This window comes from Marinovum sedimenti (assembly GCF_054052205.1).
Genome location: NZ_CM133223.1, coordinates 1793778 through 1819974, shown reverse-complemented (window position 1 = coordinate 1819974; position 26197 = coordinate 1793778). Strand labels below are relative to the sequence as shown.

Sequence of the window (26197 nt, the reverse complement as noted above, 5' to 3'; positions counted from 1 at the left end):
CCTTCCTCCCAGGTCGGGGCCCTTCGGGGCCTCGGCCGCCTTTTCCCCATATTTCACGATCCCCGCCGAGACGCGTCTCGTGCATTCGCTTATCCAGAAGAGGCGGACATGACCCATATTCTCGCAATCGATCAGGGCACGACATCGACCCGCGCCATGCTGTTCGATCAATCGCTTGCCATCACCTCTTCTGCGCAAGAAGAGTTTGCCCAGCATTTCCCGGCCAGTGGCTGGGTCGAACATGATCCCGCAGAGCTTTGGTCCACCACCGCCGCCACCTGTCGCGCCGCGATTGAGAAGGCCGGATTGGGCGCAGGCGACATTGCCGCTATCGGCATCACCAACCAGCGTGAAACCACCGTTGTCTGGGATCGCAAGACCGGCAAAGCGGTTTACAATGCCATCGTCTGGCAGGACCGGCGCACCTCAGAATTCTGCCGAACCCTCAAGTCCGAAGGGTTTGAAGAGACCGTCACCGACCGCACCGGGCTTCTGCTCGATCCCTATTTTTCGGGCACCAAGCTGGCTTGGATTCTCGATAATGTTGACGGCGTGCGGCAAAGGGCCGAGGCAGGCGAATTGGTGTTTGGCACTGTCGACAGCTGGCTGGTCTGGAACCTGACCGGCGGCAAAGAGCATCTGACCGACGCCACCAACGCCGCCCGCACCATGCTGTATGATATTCGCAAGGGCCGCTGGTCTGCCACGATCTGTAAGCGGCTGAACATCCCGATGTCGATGCTGCCCGAGGTGCGCGATTGCGCCGCTGATTTTGGCGAAACCCGGCCGGATCTGTTTGGCCGCCCGATCCCGATTCGCGGCATTGCAGGCGATCAGCAGGCCGCCACCGTGGGCCAAGCCTGCTTTGAGCCGGGCATGTTGAAATCGACCTATGGCACCGGCTGCTTTGCGCTGCTCAACACGGGCGACACGCCGGTGAAATCCACCAATCGTCTGCTCACTACCATCGCCTATCAGCTTGATGGCAAACCAACTTATGCGCTTGAAGGCTCGATCTTTATTGCCGGGGCCGTGGTGCAATGGCTGCGCGACGGGCTGCAAATCATCCGCGATGCCAAAGAGACCCAAGGTCTCGCTGAACGGGCCGACACCACGCAGGGGCTGATACTGGTGCCGGCCTTCACCGGGCTGGGCGCGCCGTATTGGAACGCTGATTGCCGCGGGGCGATCTATGGCCTGACGCGCAATTCCGGCCCTGCGGAATTTGCCCGCGCCGCGCTTGAAAGCGTCGGCTTCCAGACCCGCGATCTGCTCGAAGCGATGCAGGCCGACATGGGCGGGGCAGGCGATGCTGTTCTGCGGGTCGATGGCGGCATGAGCGCGTCGAACTTTGCGATGCAGTTCCTGTCGGACATCATCGGCGCGCGGGTGGACCGGCCTAAGGTGCTGGAAACCACGGCGCTCGGTGCCGCTTGGCTGGCCGGTCAACGCGAAGGCGTGTTCCCCTCGCAGGACGAATTTGCCAAGCAATGGGCGCTCGACCGTGAGTTCACGCCTGACATGGCCGAGGACACACGTGCCGACAAATACGCCGGGTGGAAACGCGCGGTGGACGCCACTATGCGCGTTTGATCAAACCGGGGCGGCATCGGAGAGTATCCGTGCCGCCCCGCGTATTTTATTGCAGCGCTTTGTCAGTGATGGCAGTGGTGAACGCGCCTTCGGGCTCCATCGTGATCACCGGGTCCGAGCCGCCCGCCAGCAGCGTCGCAACCGTGCGCTCATAATCCGCCGCATCCAGCGCGCCGTTTGAGCCAGAAGTCAGCTTGGCCACTTCGCCCATCATGCGGATCTGGTGCGCCTCTGTCTGCGCGCCGGTTTCGTCATAGTCGAGCACGATCATCGCCGCCTCTTCGGGGTTTTCCTCGGCCCATTTCCAGCCTTTCATCGAGGCGGCGACGAATTTCTCCATCTTGGCCACAAACGCCGGATCGTCGAGGTTTTCCTCCATCACATAGAGCCCATCTTCCAAGGTGGCGACGCCCTGATCTTCGTATTTGAAGGTCACCAGTTCCTCGGGCGCAACGCCGCTGTCGATCACCTGACCGTATTCGTTATAGGTCATGGTCGAGATGCAATCGGCCTGCCGTTGCAGCAGCGGATCGACGTTAAACCCTTGTTTCAGAACCTCAACGCTGCCTTCGCCCTTGCCATCGGTTCCAATGCCCAGATGCGACATCCAGCTGAGGAAGGGGTATTCGTTGCCAAAGAACCAAACGCCGAGCGTGCGGTTTACCAGCGTTTCCGGCCCCTCGATCCCGACATCGCCCCAGCAGGTCAGCATCATGCCCGAGGATTTGAACGGCTGCGCAATATTGACCAACGGCAAGCCGTTTTCGCGTGCCGCCAGCGCGGCGGGCATCCACTCAACAATCACATCGGCCCCGCCGCCCGCGATCACCTGTGTGGGTGCAATGTCCGGCCCGCCTGGCATGACGTTAACTTCAAGCCCGGCTTCTTCGTAATAGCCGTTTTCCAGCGCCACGTAATAGCCGGCGAACTGCGCCTGCGTCACCCATTTGAGCTGCAGGTTGACCTCTTCGGCCAAGGCGGCCGAACTGAGCATCGTGGTGCCAAGCGCGGCGGTCATTATAATCTTTTTCATGGGTCGTCTCCTTGTTGAACTTTTTGTGTTGGATTTTTTGTTTCGTTTTTAATTTAAGTGTCAGCTTCGTTGCGACGGGTGCCAGAAAGTAAGCCACTTCTCGATCAGCGACGCCAGCCCATAGGCGAGGGAACCGGTGATCGCGGCGACAAGAATGGCCGACCAGACAAGACCCAGATCAAGCTGCCCGATCGAGGTCGAAATCCGAAAGCCAAGGCCTTGGGTCGGGGAGCCAAAGAACTCGGCCACGATGGCGCCGATCAGCGCCAGCGTTGTGGTGACTTTCAAGCCGTTGAAAATAAATGGCATCGCGGCGGGCAGGCGCAGTTTGACCAAGGTCACGCCCCAAGAGGCGGCATAGGTGCGCATCAAGTCGCGCTGCATCGCCGAGGTCTCTGACAGGCCCGCGACGGTGTTCACCAGCATCGGGAAATAGACCATCAGCACGACAACCGCCGCCTTGGATTGCCAGCCAAAGCCAAACCACATCACGAGGATCGGCGCGGTGCCGACGATGGGTAGGGCAGCCATGAAATTGCCCAGCGGCAGCAGCCCGCGCCGCAGGTAATCGTAGCGGTCCACCAAAAGCGCGGTCGCAAACGCCGCGCCGCAGCCGATGATATAGCCGCCCAAAGCGCCCTTCAGAATGGTCTGGGTAAAGTCGCCCCAAAGCATCCCGGCATTGGCCACAAAGGTCGCCGCAATCACGCTTGGCGGCGGCAGGATCACCTGCGGCACCTGCGTGCCACGCACGATCAGCTCCCACATGATCAGCACCGTCGCGCCAAAGATCAGTGGCACCGCGAGCCGCGCCGCACGGGTCTGCGACTTTGGCCCCCGCGCCAGCCACAGGTTAAGCGCAAAGCCGCCCGCCCAGATCACCAGCGCCAGTATCACAAGGCTCATGGCATGCCCCCCATCGCGCGCAGGGTGCGCCGTTCGAGCCAGCCCGCAAGCCAGACCAGCACCGCCGCCAGCGCCGCCGCCATCAGTAGCGCGGCCCAGACCTGCGAGGTTTGGCCATAGTAGCTGCCCGCCAGCATCCGCGCGCCAAGCCCGCCTTTTTGCACCGGCAATTCGCCAACAATCGCGCCCACCAAACTGGCGGCAATGGCGATCTTGAGCGAGGCAAATAGGTAGGGCACCGAGGCCGGAAGCCGCAGTTTGGTGAGCACAGTAAAGGCGCTGGCGTTGTAGGTCCGCATCAGGTCAAGCTGCATCATGTCGGGCGAGCGCAACCCTTTCACCATGCCAACCACCACCGGAAAGAACGACAGATAGGCCGAGATCACCGCCTTGGGGATCAGCCCCTGGATGCCGATGGAATAGAGCACCACGATGATCATCGGCGCAAGCGCGACAATCGGGATGGTCTGGCTGACGATGGCCCAAGGCATGATCGACATGTCCATGACGCGGCTGTGCACGATGCCCACCGCCAGCGCAACGCCCAGCGCCGTGCCGATGACAAAGCCCAAGAACGTCGCGCTTAGGGTGATGCCGCCGTGATAGATCAGCGAGCGGTTTGACAGGCTGCCGGATTTCACGATGCCGCGGCGTCCGTTCAGCTCTTCGTCGATGGTCGAGCGGTAGAGCTCTACCGCCACCTGATGCGGCGCCGGCAGGCGCGGGCGATCAAGGCTCCAGCTTTCGCCAAGTTGTCCAAGGTTACCTGCCACCAGCGCCCAACTGCCCATATCGCGGCGCGCCACGGCGGTTTCCGGTGCGATGGTGGCCCCGGCACGTTCGGCGCGGGTCAGCACGTCTTGCACATTCATCGGCACCACAGCGAGGTACCAGATGCCCAGCACCACCAGCACCATGGCCAGCACCGGCGGCATCCTGCGGCGCGGTGCGCTTTCCGACGCCGCCGTCATTCGCCGTACCCCGCGCGCAGCCCTTCGCGCACCCGGTGCGCGATCTCGATGAACTCTGGCGTGTCGCGGATATCAAGCGGGCGCTCGCGGGGCAGGGGGCTTTCGATCACATCGGTGATCCGCCCCGGACGCGGCGACATCACTACGATATGCGTCGACAGATACACCGCCTCGGGGATCGAATGGGTAACGAAACAAATCGTCTTCTTGGTCCGGTCCCAAAGACGCAAAACCTCTTCGTTCAGCCGGTCGCGCACGATCTCATCCAGCGCGCCAAAGGGTTCGTCCATCAGCAGGATCTCGGCATCAAATGCCAGCGCGCGGGCGATGGAGGCCCGCTGTTGCATCCCGCCCGAGAGCTGCCAAGGGAACTTCTTCTCAAACCCCGAGAGCTCGACCAATTCCAACACCCGCGACACACGTTCGCGTTGTTCGGCTTTGGAAAACCCCATGATCTCCAGCGGAAGGCGAATGTTGCCGCCAATGCTGCGCCATGGATACAGCCCTGCCGCCTGAAACACATAGCCATAGGCCCGCGCTTGCCGCGCCGCATCGGCGCTCATGCCATTGACGGTCAAATCGCCACCCGTCGGCGTTTCAAGCCCGGCGATACAGCGCAGCAAGGTGGTTTTGCCACAGCCTGACGGGCCGATGAAACTGACGAAAGAGCCGGGCGGCACATCAAGGCTCACGTCCTTCAAGGCATGCACCGGGCTGTCGGCGGTCTCAAAAGTCAGATCGAGGTGCTTGGCGGAGATCACGGGCGCGGCTGTTGTCGCACCGGTTGCCAGATCAACGTCGGTCATACTCATGCGGCGCGCACTTCGGTTGCTTGATACCCTGTCATCACACCCCCGACGCCGGAATGCCGGAGCGCTCGACCGGTCGCGGCGAGGTCAGTTCCTTCCACGTCGACAACGCCTTGTTGACCGTGGTGTTGGGTTCGCGGCGGACAAATTCGCCGTGGCCTTCCTCGGTGCGCACTTCGCCGTCCATCACCGCGACTTTGCCGCGGGTCAGGGTAAAGCGCGGCAGCCCCTTTACCTTTTGGCCTTCGAACACGTTGTAATCAATCGCGCTTTGCTGGCTGTCGGCTGCGATGGTCTTGCCCTTCTCGGGGTCCCATACAACGATATCAGCGTCCGACCCCACCTGAATGGCCCCTTTGCGAGGATAGCAATTGAGGATCTTGGCGATGTTGGTCGAGGTGACGGCAACGAACTCCTCGGGCGTCAGCCGCCCGGTCGCCACGCCGTGGGTCCAGAGCATCGGCATCCGATCCTCCAGCCCGCCGGTGCCATTGGGGATCTTGGTGAAATCGCCCAAACCGGTGCGTTTCTGCTCGGTGGTAAAGGCGCAGTGATCGGTGGCCACAACTGACAGAGAGCCGGATTGCAGGCCGGCCCAAAGGCTGTCCTGATGCTTCTTGTTGCGGAACGGCGGTGACATCACGCGGCGCGCGGCATGGTCCCAATCGGTGTTGAAATACTCGCTTTCGTCCAGCGTCAGGTGCTGGATCAGCGGCTCGCCCCAGACCCGCTTGCCTTGTTGGCGGGCGCGGCGGATGGCCTCGTGGCTGTCCTCGCAAGAGGTGTGCACGACGTAAAGCGGCACCCCAGCCATATCGGCAATCATGATCGCGCGGTTGGTGGCCTCACCCTCAACCTGCGCAGGCCGCGAATAGGCATGCGCCTCGGGGCCGGTGTTGCCCTCGGCCAAGAGCTTGGCCTGCAATTCCGCCACCACATCGCCGTTCTCGGCATGCACCATCGCGGTGCCGCCCAGTTCGGACAGGCGTTTAAAGCTGGCGTACATCTCGTCATCATTGACCATCAGCGCGCCTTTGTAGGCCATGAAGTGCTTGAAGGTGGTGATGCCCTCCTTCTCGATCACACTCTGCATCTCGTCAAACACCTGCTGCCCCCACCAGGTGACCGCCATGTGAAAGGAATAATCGCAATTCGCACGTGTCGATTTGTTGTGCCACATCTGAAGCGCATCATGCAGGCCCTGACCGGGTGCCGGCAGCGCGAAGTCGACCACCATCGTTGTGCCGCCGGCCAAAGCGGCGCGGGTGCCGCTCTCGAAATCATCGGTGGAATAGGTGCCCATGAACGGCATCTCAAGATGGGTATGCGGGTCAATCCCGCCGGGCATGACGTAACAGCCCGTCGCATCCAGCGTTTCACCGCCGCTGAGGTCAGGCCCGATCTCGGTGATCTTGCCGCCCTCAACCCGGACATCGGCCTTATAGCTCATGTCATGCGTGACGATGGTGCCATTCTTGATGACCTTGCTCATCGCTCTTTCTCCCGTTGCGTCGGCGCATGTGTCTGCGCCTTTGTTATGTCAGGTCCAGTATTTCTCTGGCTCGAAAATATCCCGGGGGTCCGGGGGCTGGCCCCCGGTCCGGTGTGTGCAATCAGACGACAATCCCCGCAGTCTCGACCACGGCGTGAAACAGCACATCTGCCCCCGCTTTGGCCCAGTCCTTGGAAATCTCTTCCGCTTCGTTGTGCGACAGCCCGTCGACGCAAGGGCACATCACCATCGCCGTCGGGGCCACTTGATTGATCCAGCAGGCATCATGCCCCGCGCCAGAGATCAGGTCACGGTGAGAATAGCCCAACCGCTCGGCTGCGCTGCGCACGGCGGTGACACAGGTCTCGTCAAATTCCACCGGATCAAACCCGCCGACCTTCTCGAATGCCACCTCAAGCCCCATGTCGTCGCAAATCTTCTGCGCCTCGGTCTTGAGCCGCGCCTCCATATCCTCGATCACCGCGAGGGTGGGCGAGCGGAAATCGACGGTGAACACCACCTTACCGGGGATCACATTGCGCGAATTTGGGAAGACCTCGATATGCCCCGCTGCGCCCACAGCATGGGGTTTGTGCGACCAGGCAATCTCGTCGACCTTGTCAAGGATGCGCGCCATGCCCAACCCGGCGTTCTTGCGCATCGGCATCGGGGTTGACCCGGTGTGCGCGTCCTTGCCCGTCACCGTGACTTGCGTCCAGGACAGGCCCTGACCGTGGGTGACAACGCCGATGTCCTTGCCCTCGGCCTCCAAAATCGGCCCCTGCTCGATGTGCAGTTCAAAGAACGCATGCATCTTGCGCGCGCCGACCTCTTCTTCGCCCCGCCAGCCGATGCGTTTCAGCTCGTCGCCAAAGGCTTTGCCCTCATGATCTTCGCGCCCGTAGGCCCAATCCTGCGTATGCACCCCGGCAAACACGCCCGAGGCCAGCATGGCGGGCGCATACCGCGTGCCTTCTTCGTTGGTCCAGTTGGTGACAACGATCGGGTGTTTGGTCTGGATGCCAAGGTCGTTCAGCGTGCGGATGATCTCTAGCCCGCCGAGCACGCCGAGCACCCCGTCATATTTGCCGCCGGTCGGCTGGGTGTCGAGGTGGCTGCCAACATAAACCGGCAGAGCCTCGGGGTCGGTGCCTTCGCGGCGGGCAAACATGTTGCCCATCTGATCAAGGCCCATCGTGCATCCCGCCTCTTCGCACCAGCGCTGAAACAGCGCGCGGCCTTCGGCGTCTTCGTCGGTCAGCGTCTGGCGATTGTTGCCGCCCGCGACGCCGGGGCCGATCTTGGCCATCTCCATGAGCGTATCCCACAGTCGGTCGCCGTTAATCGTCAGGTTTGCAGATGGTGCGTTCATGGTACCCCCGGTCGTTGTGGTGCGTGCCGCCACTTCATGATTTGACCAATCGGTCAAAGTCACGCTACCACGGGGGAGTGGTCAGTCAAGAGCGGTGCCGAGGATCGGTGCAATCGCATGAAATTTTGGCAAAGGAAGTTGGGCAGTGACGAAAAGATCAGCGCAAGAGCAATCCGGCCCCGCCAACCCGCCCCGCACCCGGATTCAGAAACGCAACCGCGAGGCCATTCTCGAAGCCGCGCTAGAGGTGTTTTCCAGCAACGGCTTTCGCGGTGCCACGCTAGACCAGATCGCCTCTGAGGCGGGATTGAGCAAGCCGAACCTGCTGTATTATTTTCCGTCAAAAGAGGCGGTTCACAGTGCTTTGCTGCACCAGTTGCTCGACACTTGGCTGGATCCGCTCAAAGAGCTCGACCACGGCGGGGAGCCGTTGGAGGAGATCCTCGAATACGTCCAGCGCAAGCTGCAATTGGCGCGGGATTACCCGCGCGAAAGCCGGATTTTCGCCAATGAGATCCTGCAAGGCGCGCCACGGATTCTGCCCTATCTCGAGGAGGATCTGAAATCGCTTGTCGCCCAGACGGCGAAGACGATTGAGGGCTGGGTCAAAGCGGGCCGCATCGCCCCGGTCGACCCCGAACATCTGATGTTTTCGGTCTGGGCGCTGACACAGCACTACGCCGACTTCGACGTTCAGGTGCGGGCGGTGAATGGTGGAGAAGACCCGTTTCCCGGTGCGGAACAGCATCTTGATACGCTGTTCCGCCGGATGTTGACGCCGGTCTGAAGATCACACCAGCATAGGGCATCGCGCGCTTTTCCTGAGGCCCTTCGGCCAAACTCGCGCTGCTTTCAGCGCCTATTCCGCCGCCTGCGCCATCGGGTTGTTGGGGTGGCTGGTCCAATCCGCATGCTCGGCTGAAACCACCCGTCCGGTGCGCGGATCGGTGGTGCCGGGGGCGAGGCGCTCCATCGTGATGCAATCCTCAACCGGACAGACATCAAGGCAGAGGTTGCAGGCCACGCATTCGCTGTCATCCACATCAAACACCCGGTCGGCGCTCATGGTGATCGCCTGATGCGAGGTGTCTTCGCAGGCGGCATAACAGCGGCCACATTTGATGCAGGCGTCCTGATCAATCCGCGCTTTGGTGACGTAGTTGAGGTTGAGGTTTTTCCAATCCGAGACGTTGGGCACGGCGCGGCCGCGGAAATCCTCGATGGTGGCATAGCCCTTTTCGTCCATATATTGCGCCAGCCCACGGGTCAGCTCATCGACGATCTTAAAGCCATAGGTCATCGCGGCGGTACAGACCTGCACCGTGCCACAGCCCAGCGCGATAAATTCTGCCGCATCGCGCCATGTGGTAACGCCGCCAATGCCCGAAATCGGCATTCCGCGCGTCACCGGGTTGCGGGCGATTTCCGATACCATCGACAGGGCAATCGGTTTGACCGCCGGGCCGCAATAGCCGCCGTGGCTGCCTTTGCCGTCGATCGTCGGCTCGGGGGCGAAAATATCGAGGTCGACCGAGGTGATCGAGTTGATCGTGTTGATCAGGCTGACCGCATCCGCGCCGCCGTTGTGGGCCGCTGTTGCGGGTTTGCAGATGTCGGTGATGTTGGGCGTCAGTTTCACGATCACCGGGCGATCATAGTTTTCCTTGCACCACCGCGTGACCATCTCGATGTATTCCGGCACTTGGCCCACGGCGCTGCCCATGCCGCGTTCGCTCATCCCATGCGGGCAGCCAAAGTTCAGCTCGATGCCGTCGGCGCCGGTCTCGGCCACGCGGGGCAGGATGGCTTTCCACGCGGCCTCTTCGCAGGGCACCATCAGCGAGGCGATCAGCGCGCGATCCGGATAGTCGGCCTTGACCCGCGCCATTTCTTCAAGGTTCACCTCAAGCGGGCGGTCGGTGATCAGTTCGATGTTGTTGAGGCCCAAAAGCCGCCGGTCCGCGCCGTGAATTGCGCCGTAGCGCGGACCATTGACGTTGACGACGGGCGGGCCGGCTTCGCCCAGCGTTTTCCACACCACGCCGCCCCAGCCGGCCTCGAACGCGCGGCGAACGTTGTATTCCTTGTCGGTGGGCGGGGCGGAGGCAAGCCAGAAGGGGTTGGGGCTTTTGATGCCCAGAAAATCTGTTGTCAGGTCAGCCATGTCTCGGGTCTCCGAATATGTTGGTGTCGCGCCCCGGTCGTGATCCGGGGCCTCAGGGGCGGCGTGGGCGATGCGGTCCCGGATCAACTCCGGGACCGGGTCACGCTAAGCCGCTCAGGACGGCGTGCATGTCTTCGGCTGCGTCGCGGCCTTCGGCAACGGCGACGACGGTCAAATCTTCGCCCGCTGTGCAGTCTCCTCCGGCCCAGACACCGGCAAGGCTGGTGCGGCCGCTGCCCGACACCGTGATCTTGCCGCGATCTGTTGCCAGCCCGGCGCTGTCTGCCAAGGTCTGACCGATCGCCAGCAGCACCTGATCGGCAGGCAGGCGGATACGTTCGCCGGTGAGGGCAAGTTTGCCGTCAACGGTCTCGGTATATTCCAGCTCGATCTCCTGCTGCGCGCCGGTTGCGTGCACCGCAACAGGGGTGACATTCATCATCAACTGCACGCCGTTGCGCGCGGCCAGATCCTGCTCATAGCCGCTGGCCCCCATCGCCGCGCGGTCCCGGCGATAGGCCAGTGTGACGTTTTGCGCCCCGAGCAGGCGCGACTGCACCGCCGCGTCAACCGCCGTCATGCCGCCACCGATCACCACGACAGTGCGGCCCACCGGCACAGTGGTCTTGTCTTCGGCTTGCCGCAGCTCGGCGATGAAATCGACAGCGTCGCGCACGCCCGGTGCGGATGCCCCCGCAAGTTCGACGCCATTCACCGCCCCAAGGCCCACGCCCAGAAACACCGCATCATGCGCCTGTTGCAGCGTGGCCAGATCGATGTCGCGGCCCAGCGCCTTGCCGGTCGCGATGGTGATGCCGCCAATGCCAAGCAGCCAGTCAATCTCGCGCGCGGCGAAGTTATCGGCGGTTTTATAGGCGGCGAGGCCATATTCATTCAGCCCTCCGGCCCGCTCGCGCGCCTCGTAAATCGTAACCTCGTGTCCCTTCATCGCCAGCCGGTGCGCGCAGGACAGCCCCGCCGGGCCAGAGCCGACAACGCCGACGCTCTTGCCCGTCGCGGCGGCGCGGGTGAACGGATGCCCCTGCCGCGCCATTGCGGCATCGGTGGCAAAGCGTTGCAGCCGCCCGATCTCGACCGGTTTGCCCTCGGCCAGTTCGCGCACACAGGCCTCTTCGCACAGCGTTTCCGTCGGGCAGACACGGGCGCACATCCCGCCAAGAATGTTCTGCTCAAAGATCGTTTGCGCCGCCGCTTCCGGCTGCCCGGTCGCGATCTGTCGGATGAACAGCGGGATGTCGATGTCGGTGGGGCAGGCCGTGATGCACGGCGCATCGTGGCAGAAATAACAGCGGTCGGCGGCAACATCCGCCTCGTGGCCATCATAGGGTGCATGCAGATCGCCAAAATTCGCGGCGACCTCCTCGGGGCTCAGACGGCCTGTCGCCAGGCCGGGTGTATGAGGGCGTGTCATTGGATCTCCCTGTCGGTTTTTCACAGCCTGCCACAACTCAGAATTTTATCAAACGGTAAAAAATTGGAGAAGGGAGGAAAAGTGGCTGATTTTGGCAGTGAGACAGGCGCGGCGCTTGAAAAATAGCCGGTTTTGGCGGGGGAGGGGGGCGGATAAAAAACAACCGGGATGGGTTCGGGGGCCGCGCATAAGGGGCTGCTGATGGGGGCACCGCGCGCGAACGCCCCGCCTCGGGGGGCAATATTACGCGCCGCAGGCTTGGTGACTTGTCGCGGCAAGAGGAAGAGATTGGGCTTGCGAACCGCCCGGAACGCAAATAAAAGGCCGTGCAAGGCAGTGTGGCAGGACACCACCAGACACACCTATGCCACTGGTAAGGCGAGTTGGCGGAGTGGTGACGCAGCGGATTGCAAATCCGTGTACAGGAGTTCGATTCTCCTACTCGCCTCCATTTAAAATCAACCACTTAGAGTATTCCTTCCCATGCTTGGGCCCCACCGTTTACAGGGGCGTTTACATTTTTATGTCTTGAGACAGTGATTTTGCCCGATTCAGCTTGCGCAAAACCGCATCGCTTTCGTCAGGGCTAACCTGCGCATAATGTTCGATAACCTGCGCGGCGTAGCGCACAGACCACCCCATCAGGACCGCTATTTGGCGCAAAGACAGATCTGCGTTCAGCAATCTTGTGGCAGCCGTGCCGCGTGTATCGGACAGAGTTTTTTCGCGACCATCAATCCACGGAGGTATCTGCGCTTCGCGACGCCATTTCGTGATCTGGTTCGACGCCCAACGAGCCGTGAGACGCCGCCCCAACTCAGAAACAAGCAACATTTCCTGATGTTCTGGCGTTTCGACTATTAGTTTCTCAAGGGCTGCAGTAGCAGGGATATATGCGATCTGCCCGCGCTTACTGGTGCGAAAGCGAAGTCGCTTGCCGTGAGGTGTGTCTTCGAACTGGTCCATCTTGACTTGAACCAGATCGGCCGCCCGCAAACCGGTTTCGCAACCTGCCCTTAAGATCCGCTGGACCCATTTGGGCGCATGCTTGTTAAACTGAGCGAAATCGCCGCTCGTCCAGATAATTTCTGTACGGTTCGATTTATAGAGCTTCTTGAGCTTGTGGCAGTGGTGCTCTTTCAGCTTACCCTCTTCTACGGCCCAATTCAAAACGCGCGTCGCATGTGTCCCCGCCATGTCGTGTTGCTTGGGCGAATGTAGCCATTTTTTTCGCCAATTGTTCACTTCGCCCCTTGAAGCGCGCTCTTCGAACATTGCAATGGGATCCGCCCCGAACTCCTCGCGAAAGAATTCCAGCCACTTTCGAATATCTGCTTTGGACCGCTCGGCTTTGGGCAAAGTCGCACTGGAGAGAAAATCGTCGACCAAATGGGTCGTCAGATATTCGGCAGGACTGATCGGCATGCCGCACTGTGAAAAGGCATGGAAAAATTCTGGTTCTTTGGGATTCGGCTCGGTCCCTTCCCAAAATTTGGGGCCACCTCGCCAAGCATAAAAATGATATCGAACACCGGTCACGACTTTGCGCCGCACACGGTGAACCCCTTTTGGTAAGTTACTTCTGGGCATGGCGCGCTCTCCGCTGGGCAACAAGGCTCGGTTGCGTAGCTGCCTCGCGCTCGGCGGCGCTTATGCCCTGAACAGCATCCAATCGCGCCCGAATGAGTTTCGGATCATACCAACCCCGTCGTCCTGGTACGGGGGCGATGCCCGTCCGGCGGCAGAAATCGTAGAATGACGCGCTTGGTTCATTGTACCCGAACAAGAGCGCCAGTTCCGGCGTCGGAATCAGTTGAATTTGGCTTAGGCTCATTTCTCAGCCCCCTCGCGGAGCGTCTCTTGTCGCGACATCGCCGCCCGTAGGCAGGACACGACTTGCGACCCCTGCGAGCGCAGGTTCCGCACCGCCTCCTCTTCCAGCCAGGCCTTCACGTCCGCTGGCAAGTTAAGTTTGAACTGGGTTGTTTTCATATTTACACCTCGACAAAGGGACACAAAATGTCCATACCATTGGGGACAAATATTGTCCATCATGCAAATATGAAAGATGAAGCATTGCTCCAATTTAAACTGTTGCTCCCCGCCGCGCTCAAAAAGCGGTTGGAAACGCATGCCACGATGAACAGGCGCAGCCTGTCTCAGGAAATCGTTGTGGCACTGGAAGAAAAATATCCTGCAGCAGAACCGGATGCGACCTCCGATCCGGCTGCTAGGATGTTGTTTTGGCTCGCCAAAAGGATTCGTCGTCGAAATCCTAAACCGGGTTCGGCCAGAGACAAACAAGCTACCTTATATGAGCGCATTGCTGGTGATATCGCCGAGCGCATGAAGGACATCGGGGACGAGCCTCAATAGGCCACCCACTCATATCCGTGGTTGCCCTCGTGATCTTCCCATTCAACACCAACGCCTCGCCGCCAATTTGACGAAAAGCAACGATGCGATGGTAGAACCCATTGCGGGGCGGCCGCAGGCGTGGTGCGCTGCCAACTAAATTCTCCCTGCGTGCCATAGGTGCCCAGGTGCATATTGTAACTTTCTGAGCAATCGTCATCGCGGCCACGTTCACGATGGCTATAGTGGCGTACGTCCCATACGCGGATCGAGCGCACGAAATCGAAGTCCAAGCCGCTAATGTCGACATCAGCACGACCCTCCACTACCTGGGCCAGGATGACCTGAGCAAAACCCACGTCGTCCTGAACACTTGTCTGCCAAACATCAGGAGCCGTGCTTTGAAGAGGACCCAGTTGCGCCACACCCATCGGACATCGCCAAATCTGCAACGGTGGCTCGATCGGCCAAGGCGTGATCCGCCTGATGAACACGGCACGGGCATGCTCACATTCTGCTGAAGCTGGCCATCCACCAGCAAGGCAAAGCAGAATAGCACAATCAACTTGATAGGCCTTTGCCGCTTGTGGAGCGGTGCTGGAAATCAAAGCTAGGGCTAGGCTCAGGACCCATTGATCTGCTTGAGGCTACGTCGGCAGCGTGATTCAAGCTCCCAAACTGACGGGGGTGATGATGAGCAACCTTTTCTGGCTAACGGACGCGCAGATGGACCGGCTTCGGCCGTTTTTTCCCAAGAGCCATGGCAAGCCGCGGGTGGATGACCGGCGTGTTCTGAGTGGGATAATATTCATCAATCGCAATGGCTTGCGCTGGTGCGACGCGCCCGCGGAATACGGCCCGGCCAAAACGCTCTATAACCGCTGGAAACGATGGAGCGACAAGGGCATTTTCGCGAGGATGATGCACGGCCTTGCGTCGGAGGCAGCGGTTCCAAAGACGGTGATGATCGACGCGACCTATCTGAAGGCGCACCGCACGGCGAGCAGTCTGCGGTCGAAAAAGGGGGGCCCGACGACCAGCGGGGGCGCGCGATCGGCCGAACCAAAGGCGGCATGAACACCAAGCTGCATGCCGTCACCGATGCCGAGGGACGACCGATCCGGTTTTTCATGACCGCGGGCCAGGTCAGCGACTACACCGGCGCTGCGGCCCTTCTTGGCAGCCTGCCATCGGCACAATGGCTTCTGGCCGACCGGGGCTATGACGCCGACTGGTTCAGGGAAGCGTTGAAAGACAAGGAGATAAAGCCCTGCATCCCTGGCCGGAAGTCCCGCGCCAAGCCCGTCAAATACGACAAGCGCCGCTACAAACGCCGCAACAGGATCGAGATCATGTTCGGGCGCCTGAAGGACTGGCGCAGGATTGCCACACGCTACGACCGATGCCCGAAAGTCTTCCTCTCCGCCATCGCCCTCGCCGCAACCGTCATGTTCTGGCTATGAAACGAGAACGAGTCCTGACCCTAGATTTATAGAAAGCCAGGGCGGGAAACCCGCCCCGGCGCACTTGTCACTCGGTGACCGGATCATCGACGCGGCGCGGGAAGGCGACCATTTCGACATCGGGGAACATGCTGTGTTTGACGTTGATCGACGTGATGTTGCCGGTGTCATCGGTGTTGACAAAGAGGACTCCGCAGCGGTCCCAGAAGTTCTTGCCATCTTTTTCGCCGGATTTGACGTTCAGTTTTAGAGTTTGAGTAGCCATTTTTTTGATCCTCATTTTAGGTGTTTCGATGAACATGACCAAAGCGGGCAACAAGGGGATGTCAGCGAGAAACTTGCCTCGTGAGGAATGCGCTGGCGCAGGGGAATTTTCTTGTTGAAGCGGGGCTTGCTCCGCGTCTGTCACGGCTGCCCGCTTATGTTCAGCAATCAGAAATACATCTTTGAGGAACTGCTTACGGCTACTGCGACCTGGCCTGATTTCGTTTGATCCGGAGAAGACGCATCTTCGCACCAGGCAAGCGCGACCAGCTTTAGTTCAACAGGTGCAACCTCGCCTTCAGCGCGCCGTCGATCGAAGCAAGCAACACCTCTGGGAAACCCTCTGGAAGCTGGTTGAACGTGGCCTCAACGATCGCGTGCGAGGTCTCCTGCAGTTCTTCGAACAGGCCCTGCACAACTGCCCGGGATAAGCCAGATTGAACTCCGGTCTCCACGATGTGGCGGCCCACGATATTCGCCACCTTGTAGTGGTTCGAGTTGCCGAAATTCATAGCGAGCTTGAAATATTTTCGCTCTATCTGCCGGGCGTCGACTGTCGGCTGCACCGTCAAAACGTCGTACAGTGGCGTCATGTGAAAACGCCCTCCGGGCAAAATACTGACGCTGAAATTCTTGCCATGCCCGTCAGTCGCGCCAAGCAACCAGAATAGGACGTTGGCTTTGAAAAAGTCGTACCGGTCTTTGTTGGGATCATCGCTCCCCAAAAAGAGTTCCATGATGTCCGAAATTCCGGGGCCACCTTCGTTCTGGTACTTTTGCGTGGGCACAACAGATAGCGCTTGGCAGCAATCTTCCTGCGGCAGACGGATCAAGCGGCCATCGGACGTCCAGCGCCGATCAAAACGCTCAACAACCAAGGCTTTCTTGTCGCCAAATTTCGCCATCTCGACGTTCGCTGCCCGAAGCCGAAACGCATCCATCAGCTTGAGACAAAGGTATTCATTTTCTACGCTGTCGGACAGGTCCATGCCGTTGGGCAGCCTGCCGATTTGCGGCTTGATAATGTGGGTGGTGGGCGTTGTACCGGTTGGCTCAATCCACCGGCCGTCTTTGCGAAGAAGGGCCGTTTTTTCCTGTGCGCCAGCTACAGAAATCCGGAAGTCATTCTCGCGGCGAATACCAAGAGGCGCGAGATCGAGGTCGCTCAAGATTGCTCCAATCTGATCCTCGTCAACAGGTTCCCCAGTCAGCTCAGACATCGGTTGTGGCTCTTGCCCATCGGGTAGAAACTGAAGCGCTCCAACGCAGTCGCGTCCAATTTGTGACAGCAAGCTGAAGGCATCTACGCCCTCGGCCCCCACGCGTTCCGCGACCCTTCGGCGGATGAGGTCACTGTCGGGCAACAGGTTGTCAAAGACGGCCATCACAGGCGCGCCGCTGTAGCGGGCCTCTTGCAATGGCAACGACAACGAGACCGGCATCCGGTGCTCCCAGTTGAGCCAATCTCGTGCATAGGCGAAACTGACGCCGCCTGAGGACTCGCGCACCAATTGGCCCACGAGCCGCGAGTTCAGAAAGACATTCAGAGGTATGTAGCTGCGCTTGCGGCCCATGTCAGAATATGTCCTCAAGCCCGTCTGATGGGCCCTTGGTGCGCTCGGTCACCGTGATCTCTAGGTCCAAGGCCGCGATCAAATCAAAAAGCGTTTCCAGTTTGGTGCCCCCGCTGCCGTTCTCGATCTTGGATATCGTCTCCTGCCAGACCCCGCTCATCGAGGCGAGCTCCTTCTGGGTCAGGTTCTTGGCCTTCCGAGCCTCGCGAATTGCGTGGCCCAAGTTTTTTGACGTACGAACGAGGTGCTTCATGACTGTTCTCCCGCCAAACAATATGACCCTTAGATCATAATATGTCAATATGATCCCCAAGTCATAATTGATATATATGATCCGAAGACCATAAGCGGCAACTGCAACATGAGCTGTATCTCAGAAAACAATGCCGTTTCTGACATAACGACAACCCTATCTCAAATTGAGCCATGACTCTCACGCCTGCAGCCCTACCGCGCGCACCTGCTCAGGCGTTACAAGCTTCAAACCGATCAGATCCTCGATCTGCCGATTGGTGATATGGCGGCACAGGGGGTGGCGCTCGTGAATCCACTCAGCGAGGCTGGCGCGGCCTTTGGCTTCAACCTCTCGCGCCTTCTCACGGTCCGCCTGTACCTGGGTAAGCCCCTTCTCCCATCGACGCATCTTGAACCAGTTGTCCGAGAAGCAAACCTTGCTGCGTGTGTAGCCCTCGCTTTCTTTCGCGTAGGCTTTGACCGTCTGGAGCAGGTCATCGGGCGCAATACCGGCCTTCAAGGCCGCTGCGACCAGACGCAGACTGGTCCGCCGGTCTCGGATCCTGTCCTCGGGATAGGCGGCCAGAATCTTCTCAGATTCAAGATCTTCAACCTCCTCCCCCGCCTCGCGCCTGCGCGTAGGTGGTTTATGGATGGTTTTAGGATGGTTTGGGGTCCACCGTGAACCCCCTACCCCGGTCACAGTGGACCCTGTACCGGGTTCAGGCTGGACGGGGTTCACAGTGACCCCCGTCCCGATATCGGGTTCGGCAGTGGTTTCTATCGCCGCCACGCGTTCGAGAACAATCTGGTAAAAGACCGTGTAACCGTTCTGGCATTGCCGCCGCCCCGTCACGATCAAGATACCCTCACGTAGGAAGTCGATGATGGTACGTTTGACGGTGCTCTCGCTGAGCTCTGTGTGGCGCTGGATCGTTCCTTTGGAGCACCAGATGCCCGAACCGTCATCGCTCGCTTTGTCAGCTAGAAACATGATGATCTGTTTGCGCGCGGCGCTACCAAATCGACGCTCTGCACATTCATTTGCAACACGCCAACTCATAATCTCACCGCCAATTGGCTTGAGGTCAGGTCGAAATTCGAGTACAGATGAGGGTAGAAAAATTCTTTTATGCCGTTGAGGTGGGTGGCCGCCCCCTCAGCGGTTTTTCTTTGCCTTTTGACCTGCGAAAAACCGTTTACCTCGGCCTCGTAACCTATTGAAAAGTGCCCGTGAACGAAACAAGTCCGTTTACAATTTTTTCCTGTTAAATCAGCGAAAATTTCCGGATTGCAAATCCGTCCACATCGGTTTGATTCCGGTACTCGCCTCCACCTCACTTCACTAGACATCTTGACGTTTCGACGGGCCTCCCGAGAGCTTCGAAACTGGCCAGTTTACAATTCGGCTCGGCAACAAGGAGTTTGAGTCCCCGTGTTGAAGGGTCAGGAACGCGGATAGGCCGCAGGCTTTTCTCTGCGGCCTGACATGATTGCAGTTGGTTGAACGGTGCCGCGAAGGCCTACTTCTTTGTGTCGTCTTGAAGTTCCGCGCTGCGGGCGGCTGCCAGCTTGCTATTCACGTCATCGATGACTTCTGGCTCAAGGGCCGCGTGGGTCTTGATGATGGTCGCGGCGTGACGCAGACCCCAGCCCATGGCCCCCGCGATTTTGTTGAGCGAATGGCCCGCTCGCAATAGGGCGGTGGCCGCAGTTCGCACCCGCGACACGTCTGTGTGGAAGCCAACACCGGGAAGCCTGTCTTTCTGCGGCAGACTGCTGACAATGCCCCATTTAGTATGCGGCCAAGGCGATGCCCAATGCTGTCAGTGATCACGGAGGGCCTTTGGCAGATTTACGGCCGACAGGACGGTAAGTATTTGCGCGCCTCGAGATGCACGGTAAGCGTCCGGTCTGACCGCCCTACGTTTTGGTCTTCCATGGCAGCAGATCATCGACGCGGTTGATTTTGTAGTCTGGGATGCGTGCCAAGGTGTCGGCCAGCCAAGCCTGCGGATCCATACCATTCAGCTTGGCTGTTTCGATCAAGGTGTAGGCGATAGCGGCGGCCTTGCCGCCGGTTTGTGACCCAACAAATAGGTAGTTTTTACGTCCAATGGCGACAGACCGCATCGCCCGTTCGGCAGTGTTGTTGTCCAGTTCCAAGATGCCGTGATCGAGGTAGGGCCGCAGCCGTGCCATGCGCGTCAGGGCATAGCGGATTGCACCTGCCAGCGGCGATTTGCCGGAGATACTGGGCAGTTGGGCGTGCAGCCATACTTCCAGATCATCGAAGATCTGTTTCGCCTTCGCTTGCCGCAGTGCGACACGCATATCTGGTGGCGATCCGCGCGCTTCTTTCTCGACCGCATACAGCTGCGCGATGCGCTTGATGGCCTCATCGGCGATGGCCGAACCTTGGGCGCGGTGAACATCGACGAACTTACGCCTAATATGCGCCATGCAGGCCACCTCCCGGATGTCGCCAGAACGGTAGAGGTCTTCGAACCCGGCGTACCCATCTGCATGCATCCAGCCTTGATATCTTGCGAGATGATCCTTGGGGTGCCGCCCTTTGCGGTCTGGCGAGAACTGATACCAGCTGGCCGGTGGGACGTCGCTGGCCCACGGCCTCTCGTCGCGCCCATAGGCCCACAATCGCGCCGTCGCGGTCTTGCCGGTACCGGGGGCAAGCATCTTGACCGGGGTGTCATCGGCGAAGATGGCCTGCCCAGTCAGAACATGGCGGCCAATGGCATCCGCCAGCGGTTCCAGCAGCGCGGTGGACTTGCCGACCCAGTCGGCCAGCGTTGAACGGTCAATGTCGATCCCGTCGCGCTCGAAGATGCCGCTTTGGCGATAGAGCGGCAGATGGTCTGCGTACTTGTTGACCAGAACATGGGCCAGCAAGCCTGGGCCGGGCCTTCCGCGCTCAATCGGGCGCGATGGTAATGTGGCTTGTGTGAAGGCCTCACAACCCAAACAGGCAAAGCGCGGCCGCACGATGCGGTTCACGATGAAGCGGCCCGGAACGTACTCCAGTTCTTCGCTCGACCATTGTTCTCGAACCAATGGCGAACAAGGTCTCGCCATCTTCCCCCAGACGACGTAATCCGCCACCGCATCGAGCGCAGTTGTCGTCACCAGTGGTCAGTTCGACCTCCATACGCGGGATATGATCTGGGATCGGGCGGCGCTTGGGCTTATCTTTTGGTTCTTCGTCCGGAAGGCGCAGCTTTGCCGTCATCTTGGCGACGACAATCTCACTGTTCTCTAAGGCCAGCTGAAGCTGTTCGATTCTCTCGGATGATGCTCCAAACCGATGATGACGCTGACCTGCTAACTGATGTCGTAGCTTCTCGATCAGGACTGCCTGCGACTTCACCTCGGCCAGCAAAAGAGCCGTGAACTGCCTCAGTTCATCGGGGTCTTTCGGCAGAGATTTGTTGACGTCCAGCATGGCCAAACCATAGCAAAACAACAGCACGACGGGAATCCCATGCGGGCGTTTATCCTGCCTTGAGCGGTGTCCAGCTGCGCTGTGGCACACGCCAGTCGATCCCCTCTAACAGCATCGCCAACTGGGCCGCCGTCAAAGCGATCTTACCTTCCTTGGCGGATGGCCAAACAAAACGGCCTTTCTCAAGCCGCTTGCTGAACAGGCACGCGCCTTGGCCATCCCACCCGCTGCCCGGCAGTGGTTTGCCTGCAAACCATGGGAGGGAGATAATTTTGAGCAGGTCACCGCGCCGACCACGAAAGACAAACAGATGCCCGGTGAACGGATCTTGCTTGAGTGTTTGTTCAGCTTGGGCCGCCAGCGTAGTGAACCCGCGCCGCATGTCGGTCGTAACCGCTCCGTTGCTACCGCCTGCCTGATTTTGGCGTGATGGGCTAAGACACGTGCATAACGACGTCGTTTGCGACGTGTCTTATGCGGGGGTGTTGATGCGGGGTGAAATTCTTGGACTTGAGCGGCGGCGGCGGTGGAGCGATGAAGAGAAGCTCGGGATCGTCATGTCGGTCGGGATCGATAATGCGACAGTGACGCAAGTTGCGCAGCGCCATGATGTGACACGGCAACAAATTTATGCCTGGCGCCATGATCTGAAGAAGAAAGGGCTTTTGCCGCCGGAGAGCGGCGTGCTGTTCCTTGCTGTCGATATTCCACCCGCGCACCGCGTTCCCGCCATCTCCGAAGCGTCCCCCGGAGCAGAGCCCAAGCCGGTCGAATTGCGTCTACGCAGCGGGCGCTGCCTGCGCTTTGACAGCAACATGGACGCGGCGTTGCTGACGCTGCTGATCCGAGCGGTGGAGGCGGCATGATCGGCCCGGGGACCGGCGTTCGGGTGTATCTGGCCTGCGGCGTCACGGACATGAGGAAGGGCATCGCCGGTCTGGCAGCTCTGGTCCAAGATGTCTTGCGCCAGAAGCCGACAGGCGGTGCGGTTTTTGCCTTCCGGGGGCGCAGGGGCGACCGGCTGAAGCTTCTCTATTGGGACGGTCAGGGGTTCTGCCTCTATTACAAAGTGCTCGAACGCGGTCGATTTCCCTGGCCCGCAGCGACAGAGGGCGCGGCGCGGCTGACCTCGGCGCAGTTGGCAATGTTGTGGGAAGGGATAGATTGGCGTCGCCCGAACTGGGGCGCACCACCGGCTCGAGTTGGGTGAATTATCCGCCTGATTAGCCTTGTTTTTATGGCGCTTCCACTTGCGCCATGGTAGTTGGACGCATGTCAAACCATGTTGTAAATCTTCCTGATGATCCCGCTGTTCTGAAGGCAATGATCGCTGCTTTGCAGGCAGAGAATGCCAAGATATCGGCCACGTTGCGTGTCCATGACCAACTTGTTCAGGCACTGCGTTTGCGGATCGCCAAGCTGCAGAAACTGGCCTTTGGCAAAACGTCGGAAAAGATCGAGCGCGAGATCGAACAATTGGAACTGGCGCTGGAAGACCTGTTGGTCGCTGTCGCCGAAGGGGATGATGACCTCATCGATGAAGGTCAGAATGAGCCAGCACCCGATGAGACGGCAGTTCCGAAGCTCCGCCGTCGTCCGCGCGTCTCTGACGCAACGCCGCGCGAGCGTCGTGAACTCGATCCTGGCACTTGCTGCCCTGATTGCGGTGGTGATTTACGTGTAGTGGGCGAGGATGTCAGCGAACTGCTTGATATGATCGCAGCCCAGATGAAGGTGATCCAGATTGCCCGCATCAAAAAGTCCTGTCGTCGCTGCGAGAAGATGGTGCAGGAGCCCGCTCCAAGCCGCCCGATCCCCGGCAGCATGGCGGGTCCGAACCTGCTGGCCCATATTCTGGTCTCAAAGTTTGACGATCATCTTCCTTTGTATCGCCAGCACGAGATCTTTGCCCGCATGGGCGCAGATATTCCCGAAAGCACGCTTGTCAGCTGGTGTGGACGTGCCATGAAAACCCTCCAGCCGCTTATCGAGCGGATCGAGGCTGATATTATGGGCAGTGATCTGCTGCATGCGGACGACACGCCAATCCGTGTGCTGGACCGGTCCTTGCGCGACAAGGGCCTCGGCAAGGGCGTAAAAAGGGGCCGGATATGGGCCTATGTTCGTGATCAGCGCCCATGGGCGGGTTCAGCGCCACCGGGGGCGATCTATTACTTCGCCCCGGACTGGAAAGAAGAGCATGTTTTGCGGCACCTCTCGGAAGGCTGCGGCATCCTGCAGGCTGACGGTTATAAGGGGTATGCCAAGCTTTATGACCCAGAACCGGACGGAACCACGCGCTTCCGCGAGGCCGCCTGTTGGGCGCACCTGCGACGCGACTTCCATGACGTCTGGGCATCCACCAAATCCGAGATCGCCCGTGAAGCGCTCGACCGGATTGGGGCGTTCTACGATATCGAGCGCGACATCGCAGGCCAGCCTGCCGATCTGCGCCTTGCCGCGCGCCAAAAGCTGAGCAAACCGAAGGTCGAAGCCTTCCTCGCTTGGTCGGAACAACAGCTCCTGCGCATCCCCGGCAAAGGCGATCTCGCCAAGGCATTCCGCTATGGTCTGAGCCGTCAGACGCCGTTCTGCTTGTTCCTTGAGGATGGCCGCGTGGCAATCGACAACAACCCGGCCGAACGCGCCCTGAGACCGATTGGCATAGGCCGCAAAAATTGGCTTTTTGCCGGGGCCGATACCGGTGCGGAAACCCTTGTCCGGGCCATGACGATCGTTGAGACCGCCAAGCTCAACGGCCTCAATCCGCAGGCCTATCTGGCCAACATTCTCGACCGCATCCATGATCACAAGATCAACCGTCTCGACGAATTGCTACCTTGGAATTGGGTGCCCGTTGGAACCGCGCAATCGAAGGCAGCCTGATGGCAGCAGTGACGCATGTTTGCACAATCGCCCACGTCGCGAAAATGCTTGGCGAAGACCAAGACCTCCTCGAGGCAATCATCCGCAACGATGATAATCTGACCTACGGCAGCATCATCCGCATCTATACAGGGCAAGAGGAGGGCATGACTGGCCTCACCGATTACGGCATCGAAGAGCTGGCTGACATGATCAGAGAAGCACGCCTGACAACCCAGACCTGGCACGACTTCCTCGACGACTTTGTCGATGACACCGACCTTGTCGCCCGGATCAAGGCAAAATCACCGCGGTAGCAACGGAGCGGTTACTGTCGGTCACACCCGCCGCCAGCCAGACACGCGTGTTCGCCGGAACAGGGATCATGCAGAAAGACCTCGGATGAGCCGGGCCAGTGCTTCGGGATCATAGCTGCCGACAATCCTCAGCTGATGACCGCCTGCGATATCGATCTCAATCGCATTTTGTGCGGGCTTGGTGTCAGTCGTCGAGGCCGTGTCTTTGGCCGGGGTGCGGTCGACAATCTCAACGGGAAGAAAGCATGGCGTCTCAGCAACCTCACCTTCAGTGATCTCCGGGTCAGGCGCAAACTTGGGATCACGTAGCCATTTGTGGATCAGGTTGGTGTTCATGGCATATCGCCGCGCGACCTGCGCTACCGATACCCCCGGCGCGCATGTTTGCGCACAGATCGACACCTTCTCCTAATCCGACCAGAACCGCTTCTTCTGACCCTTCTTGCCCGCCATATCTGCCCTCAAGATGTCCACTATCGTTGGTGGACACTATCAACACACTCTATGACGCGTCAGAGCAGTGAGGCCGGACGCTTACCATGCACGCATGTCTGGGGCGCTGGTACACCGGACGGTCGCGACGACCTCGCTCTGAAACCTGAGTGAACAGCCGACCGCAATCCTTGCCAAGGTTGGCTGTTCAATGCGCAGTTACGTCCGGTTCCATGCGCGGTCGCCCTGTGCGTCTTTTACGCGCGTCGGCAGGCCGATGGTGTCGAGAAGGGTGAACAGTGGTTTCGGGTCCAACTCCTCTACATTTACCATGACGCCTTTGTCATAGGTGCCATCCGCGATCAGCATCGCCATGGCCACCGGAGGAACGCCCGCAGTATAGGAAATGCCCTGGCTGCCCACCTCGTTATACGCGTCCTTGTGGTCGGCCACGTTGTACACAAATACCTCAACCTCTTCGCCGTTCTTGGTGCCTTTTACCAGATCGCCAATGCAGGTCTTTCCGGTGTATTCGGGCGCAAGGCTGGACGGATCGGGCAACACGGCCTTCACCACTTTCAGCGGCACAACTTCGAGGCCCTCAGCCGTCATCACCGGCTGTTCGGACAGCAGCCCAAGGTTTTGCAGGACGGTAAAGACATTGATGTAGTGATCGCCAAAGCCCATCCAGAACCGGACATCGGCCTGCGGATAATTCGCGGCAAGCGAGTGGACCTCGTCATGGCCGGACATATAGGCTTTCTGCTTGCCGACGACGGGCAAATCCCATTCGCGGCCCACCTCGAACATCTTGTTTTCCTGCCACGCGCCCTGTTGCCAGCTATAGACCGTGCCGGTGAATTCCCGAAAGTTGATCTCGGGGTCAAAATTGGTCGAGAAATACTTGCCGTGATCGCCGGCGTTGATGTCGACGATGTCGATGGACGACACCTCATCCATGAACTCATCCACCGCAAAACGCGCGAAAGCGTTGACCATGCCGGGATCGAAACCCGCGCCAAGGATCGCGGTCACACCGGCTTGGGCACAGGCCTCGCGGCGCTTCCATTCGTAGTTGCCATACCACGGCGGGGTTTCGCAAATCTTGGTCGGGTCTTCGTGGATCGCCGTGTCGATATAGGCGGCACCGGTCTGGATGCAGGCCTCAAGCACCGTCATGTTCACGAAAGGCGAGCCGACGTTGATCACGATCTGCGCACCCGTCGCGGTGATCAAATCGGCCACCGCCGCACTGTCCATCCCGTCAACCGCATGCGCCTGAAACACACCGTCCTGCTTCATCGCTGTCTTGGCATGCACGCTTTCAATGATCGCCTCACATTTGGCGAGTGTTCGGCTTGCGATGTGAAGATCGCCCAAAACGTCGTTATTTTGCGCGCATTTATGCGCAACAACTTGTGCGACGCCACCGGCACCAATGATCAGGACATTGCGTTTCAT

Annotated in this window: 25 protein-coding genes, 1 tRNA gene and 1 pseudogene; 9 read left to right on the top strand and 18 right to left on the bottom strand. The window is 59.6% G+C overall.

Going from position 1 to position 26197, the window contains the following annotated elements; genetic code table 11:
* Positions 1-108 precede the first annotated feature (108 nt).
* Positions 109-1593 (top strand): glycerol kinase GlpK, encoded by a 1485-nt coding sequence (glpK, locus tag ACW9UO_RS08820; protein WP_457085450.1) that lies wholly within the window; start codon positions 109-111, stop codon positions 1591-1593.
* 46 nt (positions 1594-1639) lie between these two features.
* Here glpK and ACW9UO_RS08815 read toward each other — a convergent pair whose 3' ends face one another.
* The 6 genes from ACW9UO_RS08815 to ACW9UO_RS08790 all read right to left on the bottom strand — a co-directional run bounded on the left by ACW9UO_RS08815 (position 1640) and on the right by ACW9UO_RS08790 (position 8176).
* The gene (locus ACW9UO_RS08815) at positions 1640-2626 is read right to left on the bottom strand and encodes an ABC transporter substrate-binding protein (RefSeq protein ID WP_457085449.1); all 987 of its coding nucleotides are present in this window, start codon (positions 2624-2626) and stop codon (positions 1640-1642) included.
* A gap of 60 nt (positions 2627-2686) precedes the next feature.
* Positions 2687-3532, bottom strand: coding sequence for an ABC transporter permease (locus ACW9UO_RS08810; protein WP_457085448.1), 846 nt, complete (start codon positions 3530-3532; stop codon positions 2687-2689).
* On the bottom strand, positions 3529-4503 hold the full coding sequence (locus ACW9UO_RS08805) for an ABC transporter permease (protein WP_457085447.1): 975 nt from the start codon (positions 4501-4503) through the stop codon (positions 3529-3531). The genes ACW9UO_RS08810 and ACW9UO_RS08805 overlap by 4 nt, the downstream gene beginning before the upstream one ends.
* Positions 4500-5315: an ABC transporter ATP-binding protein gene (locus ACW9UO_RS08800; protein WP_457085446.1), complete on the bottom strand. Its 816-nt coding sequence runs from the start codon at positions 5313-5315 to the stop codon at positions 4500-4502. The genes ACW9UO_RS08805 and ACW9UO_RS08800 overlap by 4 nt, the downstream gene beginning before the upstream one ends.
* A 34-nt stretch (positions 5316-5349) precedes the next feature.
* Positions 5350-6804, bottom strand: a complete 1455-nt coding sequence (hydA, locus tag ACW9UO_RS08795) for a dihydropyrimidinase (protein ID WP_457085445.1) — start codon at positions 6802-6804, stop codon at positions 5350-5352.
* 121 nt (positions 6805-6925) lie between these two features.
* A complete protein-coding gene (locus tag ACW9UO_RS08790) occupies positions 6926-8176 on the bottom strand; it encodes a Zn-dependent hydrolase (protein WP_457085444.1) in 1251 nt (416 codons plus the stop codon).
* Between the two features lie 145 nt (positions 8177-8321).
* On the opposite strand from ACW9UO_RS08790, the gene ACW9UO_RS08785 reads away from it, so the two are divergent.
* Positions 8322-8963: a TetR family transcriptional regulator C-terminal domain-containing protein gene (locus ACW9UO_RS08785; RefSeq protein WP_457085443.1), complete on the top strand. Its 642-nt coding sequence runs from the start codon at positions 8322-8324 to the stop codon at positions 8961-8963.
* Between the two features lie 72 nt (positions 8964-9035).
* On the opposite strand, the gene preA is transcribed toward ACW9UO_RS08785, so the two are convergent.
* Both preA and ACW9UO_RS08775 read right to left on the bottom strand, forming a co-directional pair.
* A complete protein-coding gene (gene preA / locus ACW9UO_RS08780) occupies positions 9036-10340 on the bottom strand; it encodes an NAD-dependent dihydropyrimidine dehydrogenase subunit PreA (protein ID WP_457085442.1) in 1305 nt (434 codons plus the stop codon).
* Positions 10341-10440: 100 nt separating this feature from the next.
* Positions 10441-11772, bottom strand: coding sequence for an NAD(P)-dependent oxidoreductase (locus ACW9UO_RS08775; protein WP_457085441.1), 1332 nt, complete (start codon positions 11770-11772; stop codon positions 10441-10443).
* Between the two features lie 377 nt (positions 11773-12149).
* Between ACW9UO_RS08775 and ACW9UO_RS08770 the strand changes: the two genes are divergently transcribed.
* Positions 12150-12223: transfer RNA gene (locus tag ACW9UO_RS08770), tRNA-Cys, on the top strand.
* A gap of 62 nt (positions 12224-12285) precedes the next feature.
* Here the strand turns inward: ACW9UO_RS08770 and ACW9UO_RS08765 are convergent.
* Complete coding sequence (locus ACW9UO_RS08765; protein ID WP_457088575.1) at positions 12286-13362, bottom strand: tyrosine-type recombinase/integrase; 1077 nt, start codon at positions 13360-13362, stop codon at positions 12286-12288.
* A gap of 471 nt (positions 13363-13833) precedes the next feature.
* On the opposite strand from ACW9UO_RS08765, the gene ACW9UO_RS08760 reads away from it, so the two are divergent.
* Positions 13834-14148: a hypothetical protein gene (locus tag ACW9UO_RS08760; RefSeq protein ID WP_156477444.1), complete on the top strand. Its 315-nt coding sequence runs from the start codon at positions 13834-13836 to the stop codon at positions 14146-14148.
* Here the strand turns inward: ACW9UO_RS08760 and ACW9UO_RS08755 are convergent.
* Complete coding sequence (locus tag ACW9UO_RS08755) at positions 14142-14732, bottom strand: hypothetical protein (RefSeq protein ID WP_457088626.1); 591 nt, start codon at positions 14730-14732, stop codon at positions 14142-14144. The genes ACW9UO_RS08760 and ACW9UO_RS08755 overlap by 7 nt on opposite strands.
* An 88-nt stretch (positions 14733-14820) precedes the next feature.
* Here ACW9UO_RS08755 and ACW9UO_RS08750 point away from each other — a divergent pair.
* Positions 14821-15590 (top strand): IS5 family transposase gene (locus tag ACW9UO_RS08750; RefSeq protein WP_457088577.1). Its coding sequence is split into 2 segments (ribosomal slippage): positions 14821-15157 and positions 15157-15590, totalling 771 coding nucleotides; the frame shifts between segments, so codons are not numbered across the junction.
* 67 nt (positions 15591-15657) lie between these two features.
* Here ACW9UO_RS08750 and ACW9UO_RS08745 read toward each other — a convergent pair.
* From ACW9UO_RS08745 to ACW9UO_RS08720, 6 genes and pseudogenes are all read right to left on the bottom strand, one after another.
* The gene (locus ACW9UO_RS08745; protein WP_457088574.1) at positions 15658-15999 is read right to left on the bottom strand and encodes a hypothetical protein; all 342 of its coding nucleotides are present in this window, start codon (positions 15997-15999) and stop codon (positions 15658-15660) included.
* A gap of 127 nt (positions 16000-16126) precedes the next feature.
* On the bottom strand, positions 16127-17428 hold the full coding sequence (locus ACW9UO_RS08740; protein ID WP_457088573.1) for a type II toxin-antitoxin system HipA family toxin: 1302 nt from the start codon (positions 17426-17428) through the stop codon (positions 16127-16129).
* Position 17429: 1 nt separating this feature from the next.
* Positions 17430-17681, bottom strand: a complete 252-nt coding sequence (locus ACW9UO_RS08735; RefSeq protein WP_457088572.1) for a helix-turn-helix domain-containing protein — start codon at positions 17679-17681, stop codon at positions 17430-17432.
* A 180-nt stretch (positions 17682-17861) separates the two neighbouring features.
* Positions 17862-18725, bottom strand: coding sequence for a hypothetical protein (locus ACW9UO_RS08730; protein WP_457088571.1), 864 nt, complete (start codon positions 18723-18725; stop codon positions 17862-17864).
* Between the two features lie 860 nt (positions 18726-19585).
* Positions 19586-21122, bottom strand: a pseudogene (gene tnpC / locus ACW9UO_RS08725) (IS66 family transposase).
* A gap of 49 nt (positions 21123-21171) precedes the next feature.
* Entirely contained in the window at positions 21172-21504 is a 333-nt protein-coding gene (locus tag ACW9UO_RS08720) for a transposase (protein ID WP_457088570.1), read from the bottom strand.
* A gap of 106 nt (positions 21505-21610) precedes the next feature.
* On the opposite strand from ACW9UO_RS08720, the gene tnpA (ACW9UO_RS08715) reads away from it, so the two are divergent.
* The 4 genes from tnpA (ACW9UO_RS08715) to ACW9UO_RS08700 all read left to right on the top strand — a co-directional run bounded on the left by tnpA (ACW9UO_RS08715) (position 21611) and on the right by ACW9UO_RS08700 (position 24304).
* A complete protein-coding gene (gene tnpA, locus ACW9UO_RS08715; RefSeq protein ID WP_457085816.1) occupies positions 21611-21988 on the top strand; it encodes an IS66-like element accessory protein TnpA in 378 nt (125 codons plus the stop codon).
* Positions 21985-22332, top strand: a complete 348-nt coding sequence (gene tnpB, locus ACW9UO_RS08710; RefSeq protein WP_457085817.1) for an IS66 family insertion sequence element accessory protein TnpB — start codon at positions 21985-21987, stop codon at positions 22330-22332. The genes tnpA (ACW9UO_RS08715) and tnpB overlap by 4 nt, the downstream gene beginning before the upstream one ends.
* A 62-nt stretch (positions 22333-22394) precedes the next feature.
* Entirely contained in the window at positions 22395-24008 is a 1614-nt protein-coding gene (gene tnpC / locus ACW9UO_RS08705) for an IS66 family transposase (protein ID WP_457085818.1), read from the top strand.
* On the top strand, positions 24008-24304 hold the full coding sequence (locus tag ACW9UO_RS08700; protein WP_457085819.1) for a hypothetical protein: 297 nt from the start codon (positions 24008-24010) through the stop codon (positions 24302-24304). Before tnpC (ACW9UO_RS08705) ends, ACW9UO_RS08700 begins: the two co-directional genes overlap by 1 nt.
* Before the next feature lie 66 nt (positions 24305-24370).
* Here the strand turns inward: ACW9UO_RS08700 and tnpA (ACW9UO_RS08695) are convergent, their stop codons facing one another.
* Together tnpA (ACW9UO_RS08695) and ACW9UO_RS08690 are read right to left on the bottom strand one after the other, a co-directional pair.
* Complete coding sequence (gene tnpA, locus ACW9UO_RS08695) at positions 24371-24706, bottom strand: IS66-like element accessory protein TnpA (RefSeq protein WP_457088569.1); 336 nt, start codon at positions 24704-24706, stop codon at positions 24371-24373.
* Between the two features lie 249 nt (positions 24707-24955).
* The gene (locus tag ACW9UO_RS08690) at positions 24956-26197 is read right to left on the bottom strand and encodes a saccharopine dehydrogenase family protein (RefSeq protein ID WP_457088568.1); all 1242 of its coding nucleotides are present in this window, start codon (positions 26195-26197) and stop codon (positions 24956-24958) included.